Genomic DNA, 16,983 nt, shown 5'->3' on the forward strand with positions numbered 1-16,983 from the left:
AGAGAGGTAGGCAAGAATTAACGACGGTTACCGAAAATACGCAGCAGCATCAGGAACAGGTTGATGAAGTCGAGATACAAGGTCAACGCGCCGACGATGGCGTATTTGCGGAAGCTGTCTTTGTCATCGACCGACAACTGTTCGCCGATGTTTTTCAGCTTCTGGGTGTCATACGCGGTCAGACCGACAAACACCACCACGCCGATATAGGTTACTGCCCACATCAGCGCTTCGCTTTTCAGCCACAGGTTCACCAGCGAGGCCAGAATAATCCCGATCAACGCCATGAACAGCATGCTGCCAAAGCCACTTAAATCACGCTTCGTGGTGTAGCCGTACAGACTCATCGCGCCGAACATCCCCGCCGTAATCACAAAGGTGCTGGCAATAGATTCAGTCGAATAAACGGCGAAAATGCTGGAGAGCGTTAGCCCCGTCAGCGCGGAATAGAGCATAAACAGTGACGTGGCAACCCCACCGCTCAGACGCTGTACCATGCCGGAAATGACGAAAACCAGCCCCAGTTGAACAATGATCAGCCCGAAGAACGTGATCTGGCTGGAGAAAATAAAATTAAACACGGCGGGCGTATTCGCCGCATACCAGGATACGAACGCCGTCAGCAGCAGGCCGCAACCCATCCAGCCATAAACCTGAGCCATATAGGCCTGGAGACCAGACTGCGAGCGTTCAACGATTGAACCCGAGCGTGGATATCTGTCCATGATGTTACCTTTGCATAAAGTTATCTGATTAACGCGGCGCGAACCGCCTGTTGGGGGATTGAGGATAAAAATACTCTCCCCGCCATCCTTTTATCCTAACACAGAAACCGACTACCAGCGCTGCGCAGCCTGCTTATCACTGTCGCGTGATTCCACCCAGCGTTCACCTTCCGGCGTCGCTTCCCGCTTCCAGAACGGCGCTCGGGTTTTCAGATAATCCATGATGAACTGGGCTGCATCGAACGCCGCGCTGCGGTGGGCGGCGCTGACGCCAACAAATACAATTTCATCACCCGGATAGAGTGCGCCTACCCGATGAATCACGCTCACACGCGGCAGTTCCCAACGTTCGCGTGCCAGCTCGACAATTTCCGCCAGCGCCTTTTCCGTCATACCGGGGTAATGTTCCAGCGTCAACGCACTGACATCTTTCGCCAGATTGTGGTTACGCACCTTACCGGTGAACGTCACCACCGCGCCGTCTTCATCACACTGCGCCAGCCACTGATATTCATCACCTACGTTGAAGTTCTCTTCACCGACCAAAATACGCGTCTCTGCCACGATCAACCTCCTGTTACCGGAGGGAAAAACGCCACTTCATCGCCATCCTGTAGCGGGTGTGACAGTTCAACCAGTGATTGATTCACCGCAGCCAGTAGCTTGCCGGATTCCAGCGCCAGCGCCCAGCGCGCGCCGCGTTGGCATAACGCCTGTCGCACATCTTCTACAGTGGCATACTCAGCAGGCAGCGACAGGCTGTCTGTCTCGATCAGTTCACGGACTTGAGCAAAAAACAGAATCGTAATCATGCTCCCTCCGCCGTAAAGTCGCCGGATTTGCCGCCACTTTTCGTCAACAGGCGCACCGGACCAATCACCATATCCTTCTGTACGGCCTTGCACATGTCATAGATGGTCAATGCGGCCACAGAGGCCGCCGTCAGCGCTTCCATCTCCACGCCGGTTTTCCCCGTCAGGCGACACACAGATTCAATGCGAACCCGGTTGTGCTCCGGCTGCGCTTCCAACTCGACAGCAACTTTGCTCAACAGCAGCGGGTGGCAGAGTGGAATCAGTTCCCATGTGCGTTTTGCGGCCTGAATCCCGGCGATGCGTGCGGTAGCGAACACATCCCCTTTATGGTGGCTGCCGGCAATAATCATTGCCAGCGTCTGCGGCGCCATTTCAACGAAGGCTTCCGCACGCGCTTCGCGCACGGTTTCAACTTTGGCGGAAACATCCACCATTGCGGCTTCGCCAGCGGCGTTAATGTGGGTCAATTGTGGCTTAGATGATGACATAGTGAATAAGGCTTACCGTTAAGAGAATTTTTTCACGTGTGGGTAGAAATTACACGGCTTCTGGCGCGCATCCAGCTGTTCCTGAATGATGCGTTCCCATGCTGTGCGACAGGCGCGTGTCGAACCCGGCATCGCAAAAATCACCGTCTGGTTAGCCAGACCGGCAAGCGCACGGGATTGCAGTGTTGCCGTACCAATATCTTCATACGACACCATGCGAAACAGTTCGCCGAAACCTTCAATTTCCCGATCGAACAAGACGCTAATGGCTTCCGGCACCACATCCCCCGCCGTAAAGCCTGTCCCGCCATTAATCAGAATGCCCTGCACCTCATCGCTGGCAATCCACGCCGAGATCTGTGCTCGAATCTGGTACAGATTCTCTTTCACGATGGCGCTGGCGACAATGCGGTGCCCTGTAGACTGTGCCGCTTCGCGCAGATAGTCGCCGGAGGTATCGTCTTCTGCCGTACGACGTTCGGAGACGGTCAGTACCGCAAGATTGAGAGAAACGAATTCGCTGCTGACTTTGCTCATGTCAGGTTCCTTTAAGAATCAGTGATGTCGCGGATTAACCGCCGATAAATGACAGATTTTGCGTCATGCCACTATTGCCTTCATGCAGGAAGTGGGTCTGCTTCTTCGTCGACAACCCGCCCGAAATGCGCATTTTCAAATCATCAAGATGACGATCGTCAGCCAGCAAATCGCGTAGTGGGATACCCTGTTCGCCAAAGAGACACAGGTGAAGATTCCCGATGGCCGAGACTCGAAGACGGTTACAGCTCAGGCAGAAATCTTTCTCATACGGCATAATCAGCCCGATTTCGCCCTGATAGTCAGGATGGCTGAATACCTGCGCTGGGCCGTCGCTGCGTGCACGTTGCTGCTGCTGCCAGCCTTGCTGCAACAGTTGCTGGCGAATTACCTCGCCGGAAACATGGTGGCGGCGAAACAGATCGCCTCCTTCTCCGGTTTCCATCAGCTCAATAAAGCGGAGTTGAATCGGACGGTGTTTAATCCAGTCGAGAAAAGTTTGCAGGCTGCCCGCGTTCACATCGCGCATCAACACAGTATTGACCTTTACCTTGGCAAAACCGCAATCAAATGCCGCGTCGATGCCGTCCATCACCTGCCGGAATTTATCCTGCCCGGTAATCGCATGAAACTGGCGTGCATCAAGGCTGTCGACGCTCACGTTCAGCGCCGTTAGCCCGGCATCACGCCATTGAGCAACGTCACGAGCCAAACGGTAACCGTTAGTCGTCACCGCAAGCGTACGAATTGCAGGATTTTCACGGATCGCAGCAATGATATCGACGAAATCGCGACGCAGAGACGGTTCACCGCCAGTAAGACGGACTTTTTCCGTCCCTAATTCGGCAAAAGCACGGCTGACGCGACGAATCTCATCGAGTGATAAAAAGCGATGTGGATTAGTGCCATTGGCCTGATAACCATCCGGCAGACAGTAGGTACAGCGAAAATTGCAGACGTCTGTGATAGACAGACGCAAATAGTAAAACTTGCGCGCAAACGCATCAGTCAGTTGACTCACCATAAACACCTTTCCAAATACGGGAGATGCAGGCATTTCTACCTCGCACCCTGGTGACCGCGAAGGCCACGGCCAAAGCACCGTATCACGCGCACTACGCGCATCACTTAGGCACCAAGGCTAGGAGTTTGATTCTCATCGTTTATCCGTTAAACCGCAGCGAAATAACCGACAAAGAACCGTGATTTCATTGAGCAGTCTACTGCGAAAAAGCACAGCTAACCACTCTCAAAATCGGTATATAAATAAATATATAACGTATTTTCAATATCTTATGTTGCACAGCATACGGAAAAATACACGACAGAAATTGTCTTAGGTCATGCCTGAGTGAGGATTTTTCGCGTTTTAAGGTGAAATCAGCTACCTTAGCGACAATTCTTATACCCTAAATAATTCAAGTTTCAGGCAGGCGGCAAGAGAAGTCATCCCGATGAGCTTACTCAGGTAAGTGATTCGGGTCACTTAGCGCAGCCAACGCACATGCAACTTGAAGTATGACGGGTATACACGTTATTCATATTCCTCTGGCTTATTCATAAGGTTTCTATGCGCAATCGCACGTTGGCCGACCTTGATAGGGTTGTTGCACTAGGAGGCGGACACGGTTTAGGTCGTGTTATGTCTTCGCTCTCTCCTCTGGGTTCACGGCTGACCGGTATTGTCACGACCACGGATAACGGTGGTTCGACTGGCCGCATCCGCCGCTCTGAAGGCGGCATTGCCTGGGGCGATACTCGCAATTGTCTCAACCAACTGATCACTACGCCCAGCGTAGCCTCTGCGATGTTCGAGTATCGGTTTAATGGCAACGGCGAACTGGCCGGGCATAATCTGGGTAACCTGATGCTAAAAGCGCTCGATCACCTGAGCGTACGTCCGCTGGAAGCCATCAACCTGATTCGTAATCTGCTCAAGGTGGATGCTTTTTTAATTCCGATGTCCGAGCATCCTGTCGATTTAATGGCGATTGATGAACAGGGCAACCCTGTTTATGGCGAAGTTGAGATCGATCAGCTGTCAGCCTTACCGCAAGATTTGCAACTCTACCCGACCGTACCGGCAACGCGTGAAGCCATTGATGCCATCGCACAAGCCGATCTCATTTTGATCGGCCCCGGCAGTTTCCTGACTAGCCTCATGCCGCTACTGTTGTTGGAGGATCTGACACAAGCGCTCCGCCGCACACCTGCGCCCATGGTGTACATTGGCAACCTAGGTAGTGAACAAAGCAACCCAGCAGCCCGCTTGACGCTGGCGGAGAAGTTGTCCTGGATCGAACTCAAAGTGGGAAAACCGATGGTGGATGCCGTCATCGTCGGTCCGAAAGTCGATGTCAGCCAGATTCATGACCGTCTGGTTATACAGCAGGCACTGGCCGCAGATGATGTGCCACACCATCACGACCGCGAGCTGCTGCGTCAAGCCATAGATGTCGTGCTGCAAAGACTGGGATAGGCTGACTACTTCAGGATTTTGGGGCTTTCACAGCGTTCCATGTTCACCCACGTTGGAGTATTCATACTGATGAACGGGCGGTATTCCTCGTATATTTTCGCAGCCTGAGCGCGGCTGCCAATCTCATGCAGAATTGCCTCAGCCTGAAAATAGCGTTTCAACATATCAGCGTCATTGCACGGTGGAAGATGGGCAAGGTTTACGCCTAAATCGGAGAACTTGCTCATCAAAGCAGAAAGCTCATCGCGTACCTTGTTGATTCTTAATTCAGGCTCCAGAGACTTAACCGAAAGTGCGACGTTCTGCTCACGCAAGTCAAGCTGCCCTTCACGCTCAGCAAGTTGTCGAATCTGGCCATTAAGCGCCTCTTCGCGCATTGCTAACTGCTGTTCACGAAAATCCACAACCGAGGTTTGCTTCACCAACGCGAGTTCCCTTTCGCGAATTTGATTAAGTTGCTCATTGCGATAATCCTCAAACAGCATTTTTTGCTGATAGTTGTATATCGTCCAACCAGACAGCGCCGCAACAACAATCAGAAATGTTTTGGCGTTATTTTTGATTAATTCCCTATCAATCATCCCTTAAAACCTCGCCTTGTTTCAGGAGTCAGCCGTTCCCAGATGTCGTTAGCGACCGCCGTGTTTTCTCACGCCCCCCTTCAATCCCGCAACCACGGCGTATAAGTCACGCCAATCAGCATTCCCTCGGGGCTCAGAAAGCGAGTAACCTGCTGTCCCCAAGGTTCAAGACGGTTATCTACCAGCAGCGCATAACCCTGCACTTTCAATGCCGCCGTCGCCTCCGCCATATCCGCGACTTCAAACTCCAGCCAGCTTTGCGGCTCAGGAAGATTTGCAGGCCAACTCTCCTGCCCGAAACAGGATTCACTGGCCTGTGACAGCGGCCACAGGGCAAAATGCTTCACGCCATCCAGCACATCGCTCACCAGATAGTCGCTTCCTTCCGCGACGGGTTTCAGCGGTAACTTCAGCGTATCGACATAGAGTGCGTGGCTGGCCGATAGTGATTTCACAATCGGCCCGAAACCTGCCACAAACAATACCTCTACGCCCGGTATAATAGGGGTCATCATGATTCCTTAGCAGTGTGCTACGTCGTTATCATGCTGCGATCGCGAGGAGGCAGCGAGCACTAAGAGACGGCAATAAATTGTGCACGTAATGCCTGCACTTCATCGCGCAGGGCGGCAGCCTCTTCAAATTCAAGGTTCTGCGCGTGCGTTAACATCTTACTTTCCAACTCGCGGATTTTCAGCTCCAGCGCCTTCGGCGTCATGAGTTCATAACGCGCTGCGGGTTCTGCGGCTTTACGATTGCCTCGTCCTTTGCCTTTGCTCGCCGACTGGCCCAGTTGCAGAATATCGGAAATTTTCTTATTAATTCCCTGCGGTACAATACCGTGTTCTGTGTTGTACGCTTCCTGCTTCTCACGCCGCCGCTCCGTTTCGCCAATCGCTTTCGCCATTGACGCTGTAATTCTGTCGCCGTAAAGAATCGCCTTGCCACGCAGATTACGCGCCGCGCGGCCAATCGTCTGGATCAGAGAGCGTTCAGAGCGCAAGAAACCCTCTTTATCAGCATCCAGAATCGCCACCAGCGACACTTCTGGCATGTCTAGCCCTTCACGCAACAGGTTGATACCGACCAGTACGTCAAACTCGCCAAGGCGTAAATCACGGATGATTTCCACACGTTCGACGGTATCAATATCCGAGTGCAGATAACGCACCCGCTCGCCGTGCTCTTCCAGATATTCCGTCAGGTCTTCCGCCATCCGCTTGGTCAGCGTCGTCACCAGCACGCGTTCGTTAATCGCCGCGCGCAGGCGAATCTCGGAAAGCAGGTCGTCCACCTGTGTTGCAACAGGCCGTACCTCGATGAGCGGATCGAGCAATCCTGTGGGGCGAACGACCTGATCGATCACTTCACCGCCCGATTTTTCCAGCTCATAGTTACCCGGCGTCGCAGACACATAGATCGTCTGCGGTGCCAGCGCTTCAAATTCTTCAAACTTCATCGGTCGGTTATCCAGCGCCGAAGGCAGCCGGAAACCATATTCGACCAACGTCTCTTTACGCGCACGGTCACCGCGATACATACCGCCGATCTGGGGTACGGTAACGTGGGATTCATCAATAACCAGCAACCCATCCGCAGGAAGGTAGTCAAACAGCGTCGGTGGCGGCTCACCGGGGCCACGACCTGAAAGATAACGTGAGTAGTTTTCGATACCGGAGCAGTATCCCAGTTCGTTCATCATCTCCAGATCAAACTGCGTGCGCTGGCTCAGTCGCTGTTCTTCCACCAGCTTATCGTTCGCCAGTAGCACCTTTCTGCGATCGGCAAGTTCAACTTTGATGTCTTCCATCGCCTGCAAAATACGCTCACGCGGCGTGACATAGTGCGTTTTGGGGTAGATGGTATAGCGCGGCACCGTTTGAAGGACATGCCCTGTCAGCGGATCAAACAGCGACAGTCGTTCCACCTCTTCATCGAATAATTCAACGCGCAGCGCGATTTCATCAGACTCCGCAGGGAAGATATCGATCACTTCGCCACGTACGCGAAACGTACCGCGCTGAAACGCCTGATCGTTGCGGGAATACTGCAACTCAGCCAGACGCCGCAAAATAGCGCGCTGATCAATCAGCATCCCCTGCGTCAAATGCAGCATCATTTTCAGATATAAGTCAGGATCGCCCAGACCATAGATCGCGGAGACCGAGGCTACGACGATCACATCACGCCGTTCCAGCAGCGCTTTTGTCGCGGAAAGGCGCATCTGTTCGATATGTTCGTTAACCGACGCATCTTTCTCAATAAAGGTGTCTGAGCTTGGGACGTAGGCCTCGGGCTGATAGTAGTCATAGTAAGAAACGAAATACTCGACGGCATTATCAGGGAAGAATTCTTTCATTTCGCCGTACAGCTGCGCTGCCAGCGTTTTATTCGGCGCCAGCATCATCGTTGGTCGATTAAGGTCGGCAATCACATTCGCTATTGTGAACGTCTTACCTGAACCCGTTACCCCGAGCAGCGTTTGGTGCGCCAGGCCGTCTTCCAGGCCCTCCTTTAAACGACGAATGGCTTCGGGCTGATCGCCTGCCGGTTTAAAGTCGGAATTCAGTGTAAATACTTTACTCATCGTTAAGCACGCTACTTATCGTTATTGCTCATCGCTAAATACGATGTTCGTGGATGGACGCACAAAGGCAGGTAAAAGACACGGACTGACGCTTTCACGCACGGCAATGATGTCGTCAGAAGTGCAGCGACACGCTCACTACCTGTGACGCACGATGCTTTATTCTGAATGCCAATGATGAAATTTGCCACTGCCATGATACTGGATATAAAAACAGCATCAAGAAAATTATCGCTGGATTGGATGATTAATCGACAAATTAATTTGCTAGCACATTCATCTTTAATCTACCAGATAAAATCATCATGATTTATCCCCAGATTAGGTAAAGATGTAACATACTGGGATGACCAGTGACGTTAATTTATGCAACTACACGTCGTTGATGTTCAAGACGCTTGATTTTACTTAACCATATGATAATAAATAGATTAACAAAACCGTGGAGAATAGCGTCAACCTAGCGAGAACCCGCGCCAGCTCTCGCTTAGGACGCGTTGTCTATCCATAATACACATAGTTATCCACAGAAATGGTGGATAACTCCCACAACCCCGCATCAGCCCTGAGTTAGAGAAACACCCGCTTCATTCGCGATCCCTCCTGATATGGATTTTCTTCACACTCTTTCTGTGATTTATCGCATAAGTATTAGACGGAAAAAGACTAAAAATAGTCGAGGATTCACATGTCACCATTCAGACATAGCGGGGAAGGAGAGGCAAAAAATGAAGGTTTTACCTATTGATTTTAATAAAAACCCAGAATTTACATTCATAGGATAAGTTAAGGTAAAAAACAGCCAAATTCGTTGTTATTCCTAAAACCAAGAAAATCCATCAACCTTTTTTGCTTAACTTCCGCTTTCCCGCTCTTCCACAGCACCATTAACTATGAAGAGGAAAACCTGTTTCACCCTAGTACGGTCCACGCAAAAACACCCGCTTTATTTCTGAACGAGCGCTGTTTTTAGCAATCTTCGGCAGTAGGATTTCTAAAAACGTTTAGAGCGATTGATTATTCTTTTATGCTGAAACTCAATAACCATATGAAAATATCGCACTTTACTTAACCACCTAATTATTTTATCTATAAATAAATGGATAGGATTAAAGCGTAAAATAAGCAAAGGAGAATTTACATATGCGACGTTGTCTTCATATCATAATCGGATTATTTTTTTTAAATCTATTAGTGCTATCAAATTCTTATGCTAACAACAGCACTCATTACACTGTCATCGATGAGATAAAATCTCCTACCACGAAAAAGAATTATATCCAGAATCTTTTAATGGATAAGAAATGGCCAGATAAGAATATAAAAAATATCGCAGCCAACCCATATTGCACAGGCAAATACGTCGAATGTATTCAGGGTCAAGGACAAGTTCCGGGGCGTGTATATGGAACAAGTCAATGTGCAGATTGTTTAGGCTATTGTAATACTTATGGCTATTGGCCTCCGGCATGTATTTAAATACGCCAACTCATTTTAGTGTAATATATGCCCAGTGAGTTTTAATGGGTCTTTATCACATGGCAACAGCAAAGTACATTGTATTGGACTATCATTTATACATTTCACTGTCTAAATATGTAAAAGAAAAAAACATATATTACATTAGTTATTGTTTCACCTATGCGACTCCCGACAGTCAATTCAGCGGATTGAATATCATTCCCTACATAAGTTTGTCAGCCGAAAGAAAAAAATTGGCTGATACCTTACATAAGATATCGAATATTCATGATATAGATGAAAACCTTGCTGTTGTTTTCAACTCAAACTCATCTCAACACCTATCAACATTATCGACAATTACGTATTACTCTCACTACATAAAAACTATGAGTCGATATTGTCACTCACAGCAAATGTTATTAGCCGATTACTGAATGATGGATATGAAGGCGTCGGAGATCTGGTGATTATGTCAAGAATACATTACCTATCAAGTATCAAGGCTATACATTGTAATAACAGGCTCGCTAAAGTGAATGCCTTTAATCTTTTTGTCAAAGCCATCGCTAATAAATAACACCACCCGAATGATTTACCGTATATATTTACATAACTCGGGTGGCTCGAAGCATGACGAGTTTTTTCACTCTCCAAAGTCCGGTCTATTTTTTAATAACCCAATATCAATATACTGCCCCAGATCATGTTGATGGAGAGTCGATAAATAAGGAATTTCACCCAGCATCGGTGCAGGCAAGCGCTGTTGCAACGTTTGTAGATACGGCTGGTGCCATTTCCCAGGCGGCATGATGTCGTTAGCGATCCAGCCACCAAGGTGCAAACCTGCATGTTGAATAGCATGGGCGGTAAGCATCGCATGGTTAATGCAGCCCAATTTGATACCAACGACCAAAATCACAGGAAGTTGTTCCTGTACCACCCAGTCGGCAAACGTGTCCTGCTCCGACAGCGGCGTAAACCACCCACCAGCGCCTTCGACCAGCACCCAATCAGCCTGAGCTTCTAATGCACGTAACCCTGCCGACAACGCCGAAAGATGAATCGGCCGCTGCTCCGCCGCACTGATAATATGCGGTGACGTCGGTTCCATAAACGCCAGCGGGTTCACCATCGGGTAATCAAGATGGATACGGCTATTGGCCTGAAGCGCCAGCGCGTCGCTGTTGCGAATACCATCCGCCGTCATCTCACAGCCGGACGCCACAGGCTTATAGCCAGCGGTGCGGTATCCGGCGCGCCCCGCCGCCTGAAGCAGCGCCGTACTTGCAACGGTTTTCCCCACTTCAGTATCTGTGCCCGTCACAAACCAGCGTTCAATCACGATAAATCACTCCATAAACCAGTTGATAGCTGAGCGGATAACCGCCCCGTTCTTGCGGATAGCAAGCCGCCAGCGAAGCCAAACGTGCCCGGCTCAATAGCCCCGGCGTGCGCCCTTCATGCAGCCAGGTTGCACCAATTCCCTTGAGCGATTTCATCAGCGCTAGCACATCGGGAAAAAGGCACACCTCACGCTCCTGCACCAAATAATGTCGATAAGGCTGACAGGCCGCGTCAATCGTGGAGAGCGGCAGAAAGCGATTCGTCCGCCGCGTACCGTCCAGCCGCTGCCACGCCTGCGACAGCTCGCTTAAGGAACCGTCTACCAGCGTGGCAAACGCAATAATGCCTCCCGGCCGCGTCACTCGGTACAGTTCTGCCAACGCACGCGGTAACGAGTTGCACCACTGCACAGCCAGATTGCTGTAACTGATATCCACACAGCGATCCGCCAGCGGCAAGTTTTCGATATCCCCTTCCTGGTAACAATCCGCAGCGTGCCGCTCGCGCGCCTGTGCGAGCATCGCCGCCGACAAATCCAGCGCAGTCACATTTTTACCAGCCTGACGCCAGTAACGGCTGAAGTGTCCTGTTCCACACCCTGCATCCAATACCTGTAAACCGCTGTGCGGCGGCATCAGCGCCAGCAGGCGTTCTCCGCTGGTGCGTTGCAGTTCGGCAAACTGGTCATAGCCCCCCGCTGCACGCCCAAACGCCAGCGCAATTGCCTGTTTGTTATAGTTTTCTGTCAGCATGGTGCAATACCGTAAGCAAGCGGCTGATATCTTCCGGCTGGTGTTCCGCCGTCAGCGTAATCCGCAGACGCGCACTGCCAGGCGGCACCGTCGGCGGCCGCATCGCGCTAACCCACACGCCCTGTTCACGCAGATGGCTCATCAGTGCCAGCGCCCGCGCATTCTCACCGACAATCAGCGGTTGAATCGCACTCTGTGAATCCATCAGTTGGTATGACGAGTTGGAAAAACCCGCGCGAAACTGCGCGATATTACGCTGTAGCGCATCACGCCGCGCATCGCCCTGCCGGACACAATTGACTGCCGCGCTCAGCGCACAGGCCTGTGCCGCTGGCATCGACGTGCTGTAAATCAAATGACGGGCAAATTGCAGGAAGTACTCAGCCAATGGTTCTGCACACAGCACCGCCGCACCGCTGACGCCAAATGCCTTACCGAACGTGACGATGAGCAGCTCTGGTTTAACGCCTTGCTGCCAGCAGCTCCCGCGACCTTCATCGCCCAGCACGCCAATCCCATGTGCATCGTCCACCATTAGCCAGGCATGATGCGCCCGGCATTGGGTTTGCAATGCCGACAGCGGTGCAGTGTCGCCATCCATACTGAACACGCCTTCGGTCACCACCAGCGTCTGGCCATCCGTAGGCTTTTCCAGCAGCGCTTGCAGGCTATCGGCCTGATTATGTTTAAAGCGCCGCAGCGTCGCCGGTGACTGTGCGGCAGCCTCCAGCAATGAAGCATGGCTAAGTTTATCGGCAAAAATCCTATCTTCCGCCTGTGCCAGCGCGGCCACCACGGCCTGATTCGCGGCATAACCTGAAATAAACAGCAGCGCACGCGGGTAACCCAACCAGTCGGCCAGTTGGTTTTCCAGCGCGGCATGCGCATCGGTATACCCCGTCACATGCCCGGAGCCGCCGCTGCCAATACCGTATTGCTCTGCGCCCTGCTGCCAGGCACGCACAATCTCGGGATGATGGCTCAACCCCAGATAATCGTTGCTGGAAAAATTCAGATAGCAGCGATCGCCCTGCATCAGCCAGCGTCCACTACCGCCTTGATTAGCCAGCCGCACGCGGTAAGCATCATCCTGCTGACGCTGTACCAACGCGGCTTCAATACGTTGCTGCCAGCTCATGATTCAGCACGCCTTATTCTGCGGTTTGCGTCCCACGCGTTATACCGCAGCATTATAAAATTGCTCGCTATCCGCGTTAATCAGCTGCTCCGTCAAGCGCTGCTGCTGTTGGTTATCCCCGTACTCGGTACCCGTCTGCTGCGGATTCAGACCTAATTTGAGGAACAGCGCCAGATCTTTGTCTTCTTTCGGGTTTGGCGTGGTAAGCAGTTTGCAGCCGTAGAAAATGGAGTTCGCTCCCGCCATAAAGCACATTGCCTGCGTTTGCTCACTCATCTGCTCGCGTCCGGCAGACAGGCGCACATAGGAGGCCGGCATCATGATGCGCGCGACGGCAATAGTCCGAATAAAATCAAACGGATCGACATCCTCGTTATCCGCCAGCGGCGTGCCTTTCACCTTCACCAACATGTTGATCGGCACGCTTTCCGGCGGCGTCGGCAGGTTAGCCAGTTGCACCAGCAGCCCGGCGCGGTCGCGCACGGTTTCCCCCAACCCAACAATGCCGCCCGAGCAGACTTTAATGCCCGCACCGCGCACTTTATCCAGCGTATCCAGACGTTCCTGATACGTGCGGGTCGTGATGATGCTGCCGTAAAACTCCGGCGAGGTATCAAGGTTATGATTATAGAAATCCAGCCCGGCAGAAGCCAAACGCTCGGCCTGATCGTTGTGCAGTGTCCCCAGCGTCATGCAGGTTTCCATCCCCATCGCTTTCACGCCTTGCACCATCTGTTCCAGATACGGCATGTCACGCTCGTGCGGATTTTTCCACGCGGCTCCCATACAAAAGCGCGTCGATCCTGCGGCTTTCGCCTGACGAGCCGACTCCAGCACCTGTTCAACCTGCATCAGGCGTTCAGTATCAATCCCGGTACGGTAGCGGGAACTTTGCGGACAATACTTACAGTCCTCAGGACAGGAACCGGTTTTGATCGACAGCAGCGTACTAACCTGCACCTGGCGGGGATCAAAATGCTGACGGTGGATCTGCTGCGCTTCAAACATCAGTTCCAGAAAAGGTTTATTAAATAAGTCTTGCGCTTGCTCAAGCGTCCAGTACATGCGGTCAGCCACTTCGGCATCTCCAAACTAAAAACGTTTCGCCAGTGTAAATTAACCCGATATACTGTCAACCAAATAGAATTCATTTTAGTTTACGAAAGATCATCATGAGCCCGGACGACATTGCTTTTGACCAGCGCCACATTTGGCATCCCTACACGTCGATGACTACGCCTCTGCCGTGCTATCCGGTGGTATCGGCCAGCGGCGTCGAGCTGCAACTGGATGACGGACGTCGCCTGATTGATGGCATGTCATCGTGGTGGGCAGCCATTCACGGTTACAACCATCCGGTAATCAACCAAGCGGTACAGGCTCAGCTCAGTCAGATGTCGCATGTGATGTTTGGCGGGATCACCCATCCGGCAGCGGTGGCGCTGTGCCGTCAACTGGTGGACATCACGCCGGATGCGTTGGAATGTGTTTTTCTGGCGGACTCCGGTTCGGTGGCAGTCGAAGTGGCGATGAAAATGGCGCTACAGTATTGGCAAGCACGCGGTGAAACTCGCCAACGCTTCCTCACCCTGCGTCATGGCTATCACGGTGACACTTTCGGGGCGATGTCCGTATGCGATCCACAGAACTCGATGCACAGCCTGTATCAGGGCTATTTGCCTGCTCACCTGTTTGTTGATGCGCCACCCTGTGCCTCTATCAACGAAAGCGGTTTTGCCGATGACTGGCAGGAAGCCGATATCGCGCCATTACAGGCGATGCTGTCGACGCACGCTCTTGAGATCGCAGCCGTCATTCTGGAGCCCATCGTGCAGGGCGCAGGTGGAATGCGTTTTTACCACCCGGCCTATCTGCGTCGGGTTCGGGAGCTATGCGATCGTTTCGGCGTGCTGCTGATTGCCGATGAAATCGCTACCGGATTTGGCCGTACCGGCAAACTGTTTGCCTGCGAACACGCGGGAATTTCACCCGACATTATGTGTCTGGGAAAAGCGCTGACTGGCGGCTACATGACCCTCTCAGCCACGCTGACTACCCGGAGCGTGGCCGAAACTATCAGCAATGGTGCGGCAGGCTGTTTTATGCACGGCCCTACATTTATGGGCAATCCGCTAGCCTGCGCAGCAGCCAGCGCCAGTTTATCGCTGCTGGCGGAAAATCATTGGCAAAGTCAGGTACAATATATTGAGCGGCAACTGCGAGAAGCACTGCATCCCTGTGCGGAATCTCCGCAGGTAGCGAACGTTCGCGTACTGGGTGCTATCGGCGTGGTGGAAACACAGCGCCCGGTCAATATGGCGCGATTACAGCGCTTCTTCGTCGAGCAAGGTGTCTGGATTCGACCGTTTGGTCGACTCATTTATCTGATGCCGCCGTTTATCATTCAGCCTGATGAACTGCGTAAACTGACTGATGCCGTTTACGCGGCGGTCCATAATGCACAGTTATTTGAGTAATCAGCCAACCAAGGCGCACACTGACGTGCGCCTTAAAATAACATTATGATTTTATTTAATATAATCGCTATTTATTAAAACGTTAATCGTTTCCCCAAAAATGAAATATTCATTTCCTTCATGGGTCTATACTCCAAATAATTCGAGTTTCAGGACAAAAACGACGAGGCGTTTTTGAACAGCGCTTGCGCCGATCCCGAAGGGATGAGGCCTAAGGCCGAATAACGCGGCAAGAGAAGGACAAATTCGTCGGGAACGAATTTGACCAGCCAACGGCTGGCCTCCGGTGAGAGACAGGATGTCTCTCATTTCATCCCGATGAGCTTACTCAAGTAAGTGATTCGGGTGACTGAAAAATCTGCTAAAAGCAGATTTGAACGCTGCTTGCAGCGGCCCCAACGGGGCGAGGCTCACGCCAGTGTGCCGAGTAACGTAGCCAACGCACATGCAACTTGAAGTATGACGAGTATAAACGGGATTATTCCGACATAGTGGAAATAGCATAAACTGTTAAGCTCACTACACCTCATATTTAATCAAAAATACGAGATAAATACGTGTTCCATTTCAGACTAAAATATCTCAATGCTATATAAGAAGAGATTGATTATGCCGACTGTGAATACACAGCCACGTCCTATTTCCCGCGTATTCTTGCCCGTAGCCTTCTCTTCCCTGTTACTCTCATCATTAGCAGTTTGTGCCGCCAGTTCATCAAACGATGCGGATAAACTCTATTTTGAGAATAATAAATATTACCTATTCAATAACGTATGGGGAAAAGATGAAATAAAAGGATGGCAGCAAACGATTTTCTATAACAACCCAACCAGCATGGGCTGGAACTGGCACTGGCCAAGCAGCACCCACAGTGTTAAAGCCTACCCTTCACTGGTGAGTGGTTGGCACTGGACGGCAGGCTATACGGAAGATAGTGGACTACCGATACAATTATCCAGCAATAAAAGTATCACCAGCAACGTCACTTATTCTCTCAAGGCTACGGGTACTTACAACGCCGCTTACGACATCTGGTTCCATACTACCGATAAAGCTAACTGGGACTCATCGCCTACCGACGAGTTGATGATCTGGCTCAATGATACCAATGCAGGCCCTGCGGGGGATTATATTGAAACGGTTTTCCTCGGTGGAAACAGTTGGAACGTATTCAAAGGTTGGATCAACGCGGATAATGGGGGAGGCTGGAATGTTTTTTCCTTTGTCCATACTTCCGGTACCAACAGTGCATCACTCAATATTCGTCACTTCACCGACTATTTGGTAGAAACAAAGCAATGGATGAGCGCTGAAAAATATATCAGCAGCGTTGAGTTTGGCACTGAGATCTTTGGCGGTGATGGGCAGATCGACATCACCGAATGGCGCGTAGACGTAAAATAAGGCTTCAGGCGTTTCTATTCCTCCCAATTCAGTTGCAATAATCACATTAATGTAAGACAGAACCGGCTCGATCTCAGCAACGTTCGCTTTTCGTTTTCAGTACAGACCGATGTTGCTCGTTCTTTAGGCTGGGAACGCCGTCCCCCACAACAAAATTCGTGAGCTGTGGCACGTAAATTTCATTAGCGTTAT

General features: G+C 51.3%; 16 protein-coding genes and 1 riboswitch. Of the genes, 3 read left to right on the forward strand and 13 right to left on the reverse strand.

What is annotated here, in order from left to right; all coding sequences use genetic code 11:
* Positions 1-17: 17 nt before the first annotated feature.
* The 6 genes from A6301_RS17560 to moaA form a co-directional block, all read right to left on the reverse strand.
* Positions 18-725, reverse strand: coding sequence for a Bax inhibitor-1/YccA family protein (locus tag A6301_RS17560; RefSeq protein WP_107167916.1), 708 nt, complete (start codon positions 723-725; stop codon positions 18-20).
* A 111-nt stretch (positions 726-836) separates the two neighbouring features.
* On the reverse strand, positions 837-1,289 hold the full coding sequence (gene moaE / locus A6301_RS17565) for a molybdopterin synthase catalytic subunit MoaE (protein ID WP_039287286.1): 453 nt from the start codon (positions 1,287-1,289) through the stop codon (positions 837-839).
* 2 nt (positions 1,290-1,291) lie between these two features.
* Positions 1,292-1,537: a molybdopterin synthase sulfur carrier subunit gene (gene moaD, locus A6301_RS17570; RefSeq protein ID WP_095699093.1), complete on the reverse strand. Its 246-nt coding sequence runs from the start codon at positions 1,535-1,537 to the stop codon at positions 1,292-1,294.
* On the reverse strand, positions 1,534-2,028 hold the full coding sequence (moaC, locus tag A6301_RS17575) for a cyclic pyranopterin monophosphate synthase MoaC (RefSeq protein WP_215484040.1): 495 nt from the start codon (positions 2,026-2,028) through the stop codon (positions 1,534-1,536). The genes moaD and moaC overlap by 4 nt, the downstream gene beginning before the upstream one ends.
* An 18-nt stretch (positions 2,029-2,046) precedes the next feature.
* On the reverse strand, positions 2,047-2,565 hold the full coding sequence (gene moaB / locus A6301_RS17580) for a molybdenum cofactor biosynthesis protein B (RefSeq protein ID WP_107167915.1): 519 nt from the start codon (positions 2,563-2,565) through the stop codon (positions 2,047-2,049).
* Between the two features lie 34 nt (positions 2,566-2,599).
* On the reverse strand, positions 2,600-3,589 hold the full coding sequence (gene moaA / locus A6301_RS17585) for a GTP 3',8-cyclase MoaA (protein WP_234258368.1): 990 nt from the start codon (positions 3,587-3,589) through the stop codon (positions 2,600-2,602).
* Positions 3,577-3,725, reverse strand: a riboswitch (molybdenum cofactor riboswitch). It overlaps the preceding gene by 13 nt.
* A gap of 410 nt (positions 3,726-4,135) precedes the next feature.
* On the opposite strand from moaA, the gene yvcK reads away from it, so the two are divergent.
* The gene (gene yvcK / locus A6301_RS17590) at positions 4,136-5,044 is read left to right on the forward strand and encodes a uridine diphosphate-N-acetylglucosamine-binding protein YvcK (RefSeq protein ID WP_215484039.1); all 909 of its coding nucleotides are present in this window, start codon (positions 4,136-4,138) and stop codon (positions 5,042-5,044) included.
* 5 nt (positions 5,045-5,049) lie between these two features.
* Here yvcK and A6301_RS17595 read toward each other — a convergent pair whose 3' ends face one another.
* From A6301_RS17595 to bioB, 7 genes are all read right to left on the reverse strand, one after another.
* Positions 5,050-5,625 (reverse strand): hypothetical protein, encoded by a 576-nt coding sequence (locus tag A6301_RS17595; protein WP_234258369.1) that lies wholly within the window; start codon positions 5,623-5,625, stop codon positions 5,050-5,052.
* 80 nt (positions 5,626-5,705) lie between these two features.
* Positions 5,706-6,137, reverse strand: a complete 432-nt coding sequence (locus A6301_RS17600; protein ID WP_107167911.1) for a VOC family protein — start codon at positions 6,135-6,137, stop codon at positions 5,706-5,708.
* A 62-nt stretch (positions 6,138-6,199) separates the two neighbouring features.
* The gene (gene uvrB, locus A6301_RS17605) at positions 6,200-8,212 is read right to left on the reverse strand and encodes an excinuclease ABC subunit UvrB (RefSeq protein ID WP_107167910.1); all 2,013 of its coding nucleotides are present in this window, start codon (positions 8,210-8,212) and stop codon (positions 6,200-6,202) included.
* A gap of 2,107 nt (positions 8,213-10,319) precedes the next feature.
* The gene (gene bioD, locus A6301_RS17610; protein ID WP_234258370.1) at positions 10,320-11,018 is read right to left on the reverse strand and encodes a dethiobiotin synthase; all 699 of its coding nucleotides are present in this window, start codon (positions 11,016-11,018) and stop codon (positions 10,320-10,322) included.
* A complete protein-coding gene (bioC, locus tag A6301_RS17615) occupies positions 11,011-11,772 on the reverse strand; it encodes a malonyl-ACP O-methyltransferase BioC (RefSeq protein WP_234258371.1) in 762 nt (253 codons plus the stop codon). The genes bioD and bioC overlap by 8 nt, the downstream gene beginning before the upstream one ends.
* Positions 11,753-12,910: an 8-amino-7-oxononanoate synthase gene (gene bioF, locus A6301_RS17620; RefSeq protein WP_234258372.1), complete on the reverse strand. Its 1,158-nt coding sequence runs from the start codon at positions 12,908-12,910 to the stop codon at positions 11,753-11,755. The genes bioC and bioF overlap by 20 nt, the downstream gene beginning before the upstream one ends.
* Positions 12,911-12,949: 39 nt before the next feature.
* The gene (gene bioB, locus A6301_RS17625) at positions 12,950-13,987 is read right to left on the reverse strand and encodes a biotin synthase BioB (protein ID WP_205541963.1); all 1,038 of its coding nucleotides are present in this window, start codon (positions 13,985-13,987) and stop codon (positions 12,950-12,952) included.
* A gap of 95 nt (positions 13,988-14,082) precedes the next feature.
* Between bioB and bioA the strand changes: the two genes are divergently transcribed.
* Complete coding sequence (gene bioA / locus A6301_RS17630; protein ID WP_234258373.1) at positions 14,083-15,387, forward strand: adenosylmethionine--8-amino-7-oxononanoate transaminase; 1,305 nt, start codon at positions 14,083-14,085, stop codon at positions 15,385-15,387.
* Positions 15,388-15,996: 609 nt separating this feature from the next.
* A complete protein-coding gene (locus tag A6301_RS17635) occupies positions 15,997-16,791 on the forward strand; it encodes a glycoside hydrolase (protein WP_205541959.1) in 795 nt (264 codons plus the stop codon).
* Positions 16,792-16,983 lie beyond the last annotated feature (192 nt).

Origin of the sequence: Pectobacterium sp. IFB5596, from assembly GCF_021432585.1 — a bacterium.
Classification (GTDB): domain Bacteria; phylum Pseudomonadota; class Gammaproteobacteria; order Enterobacterales; family Enterobacteriaceae; genus Pectobacterium; species Pectobacterium punjabense.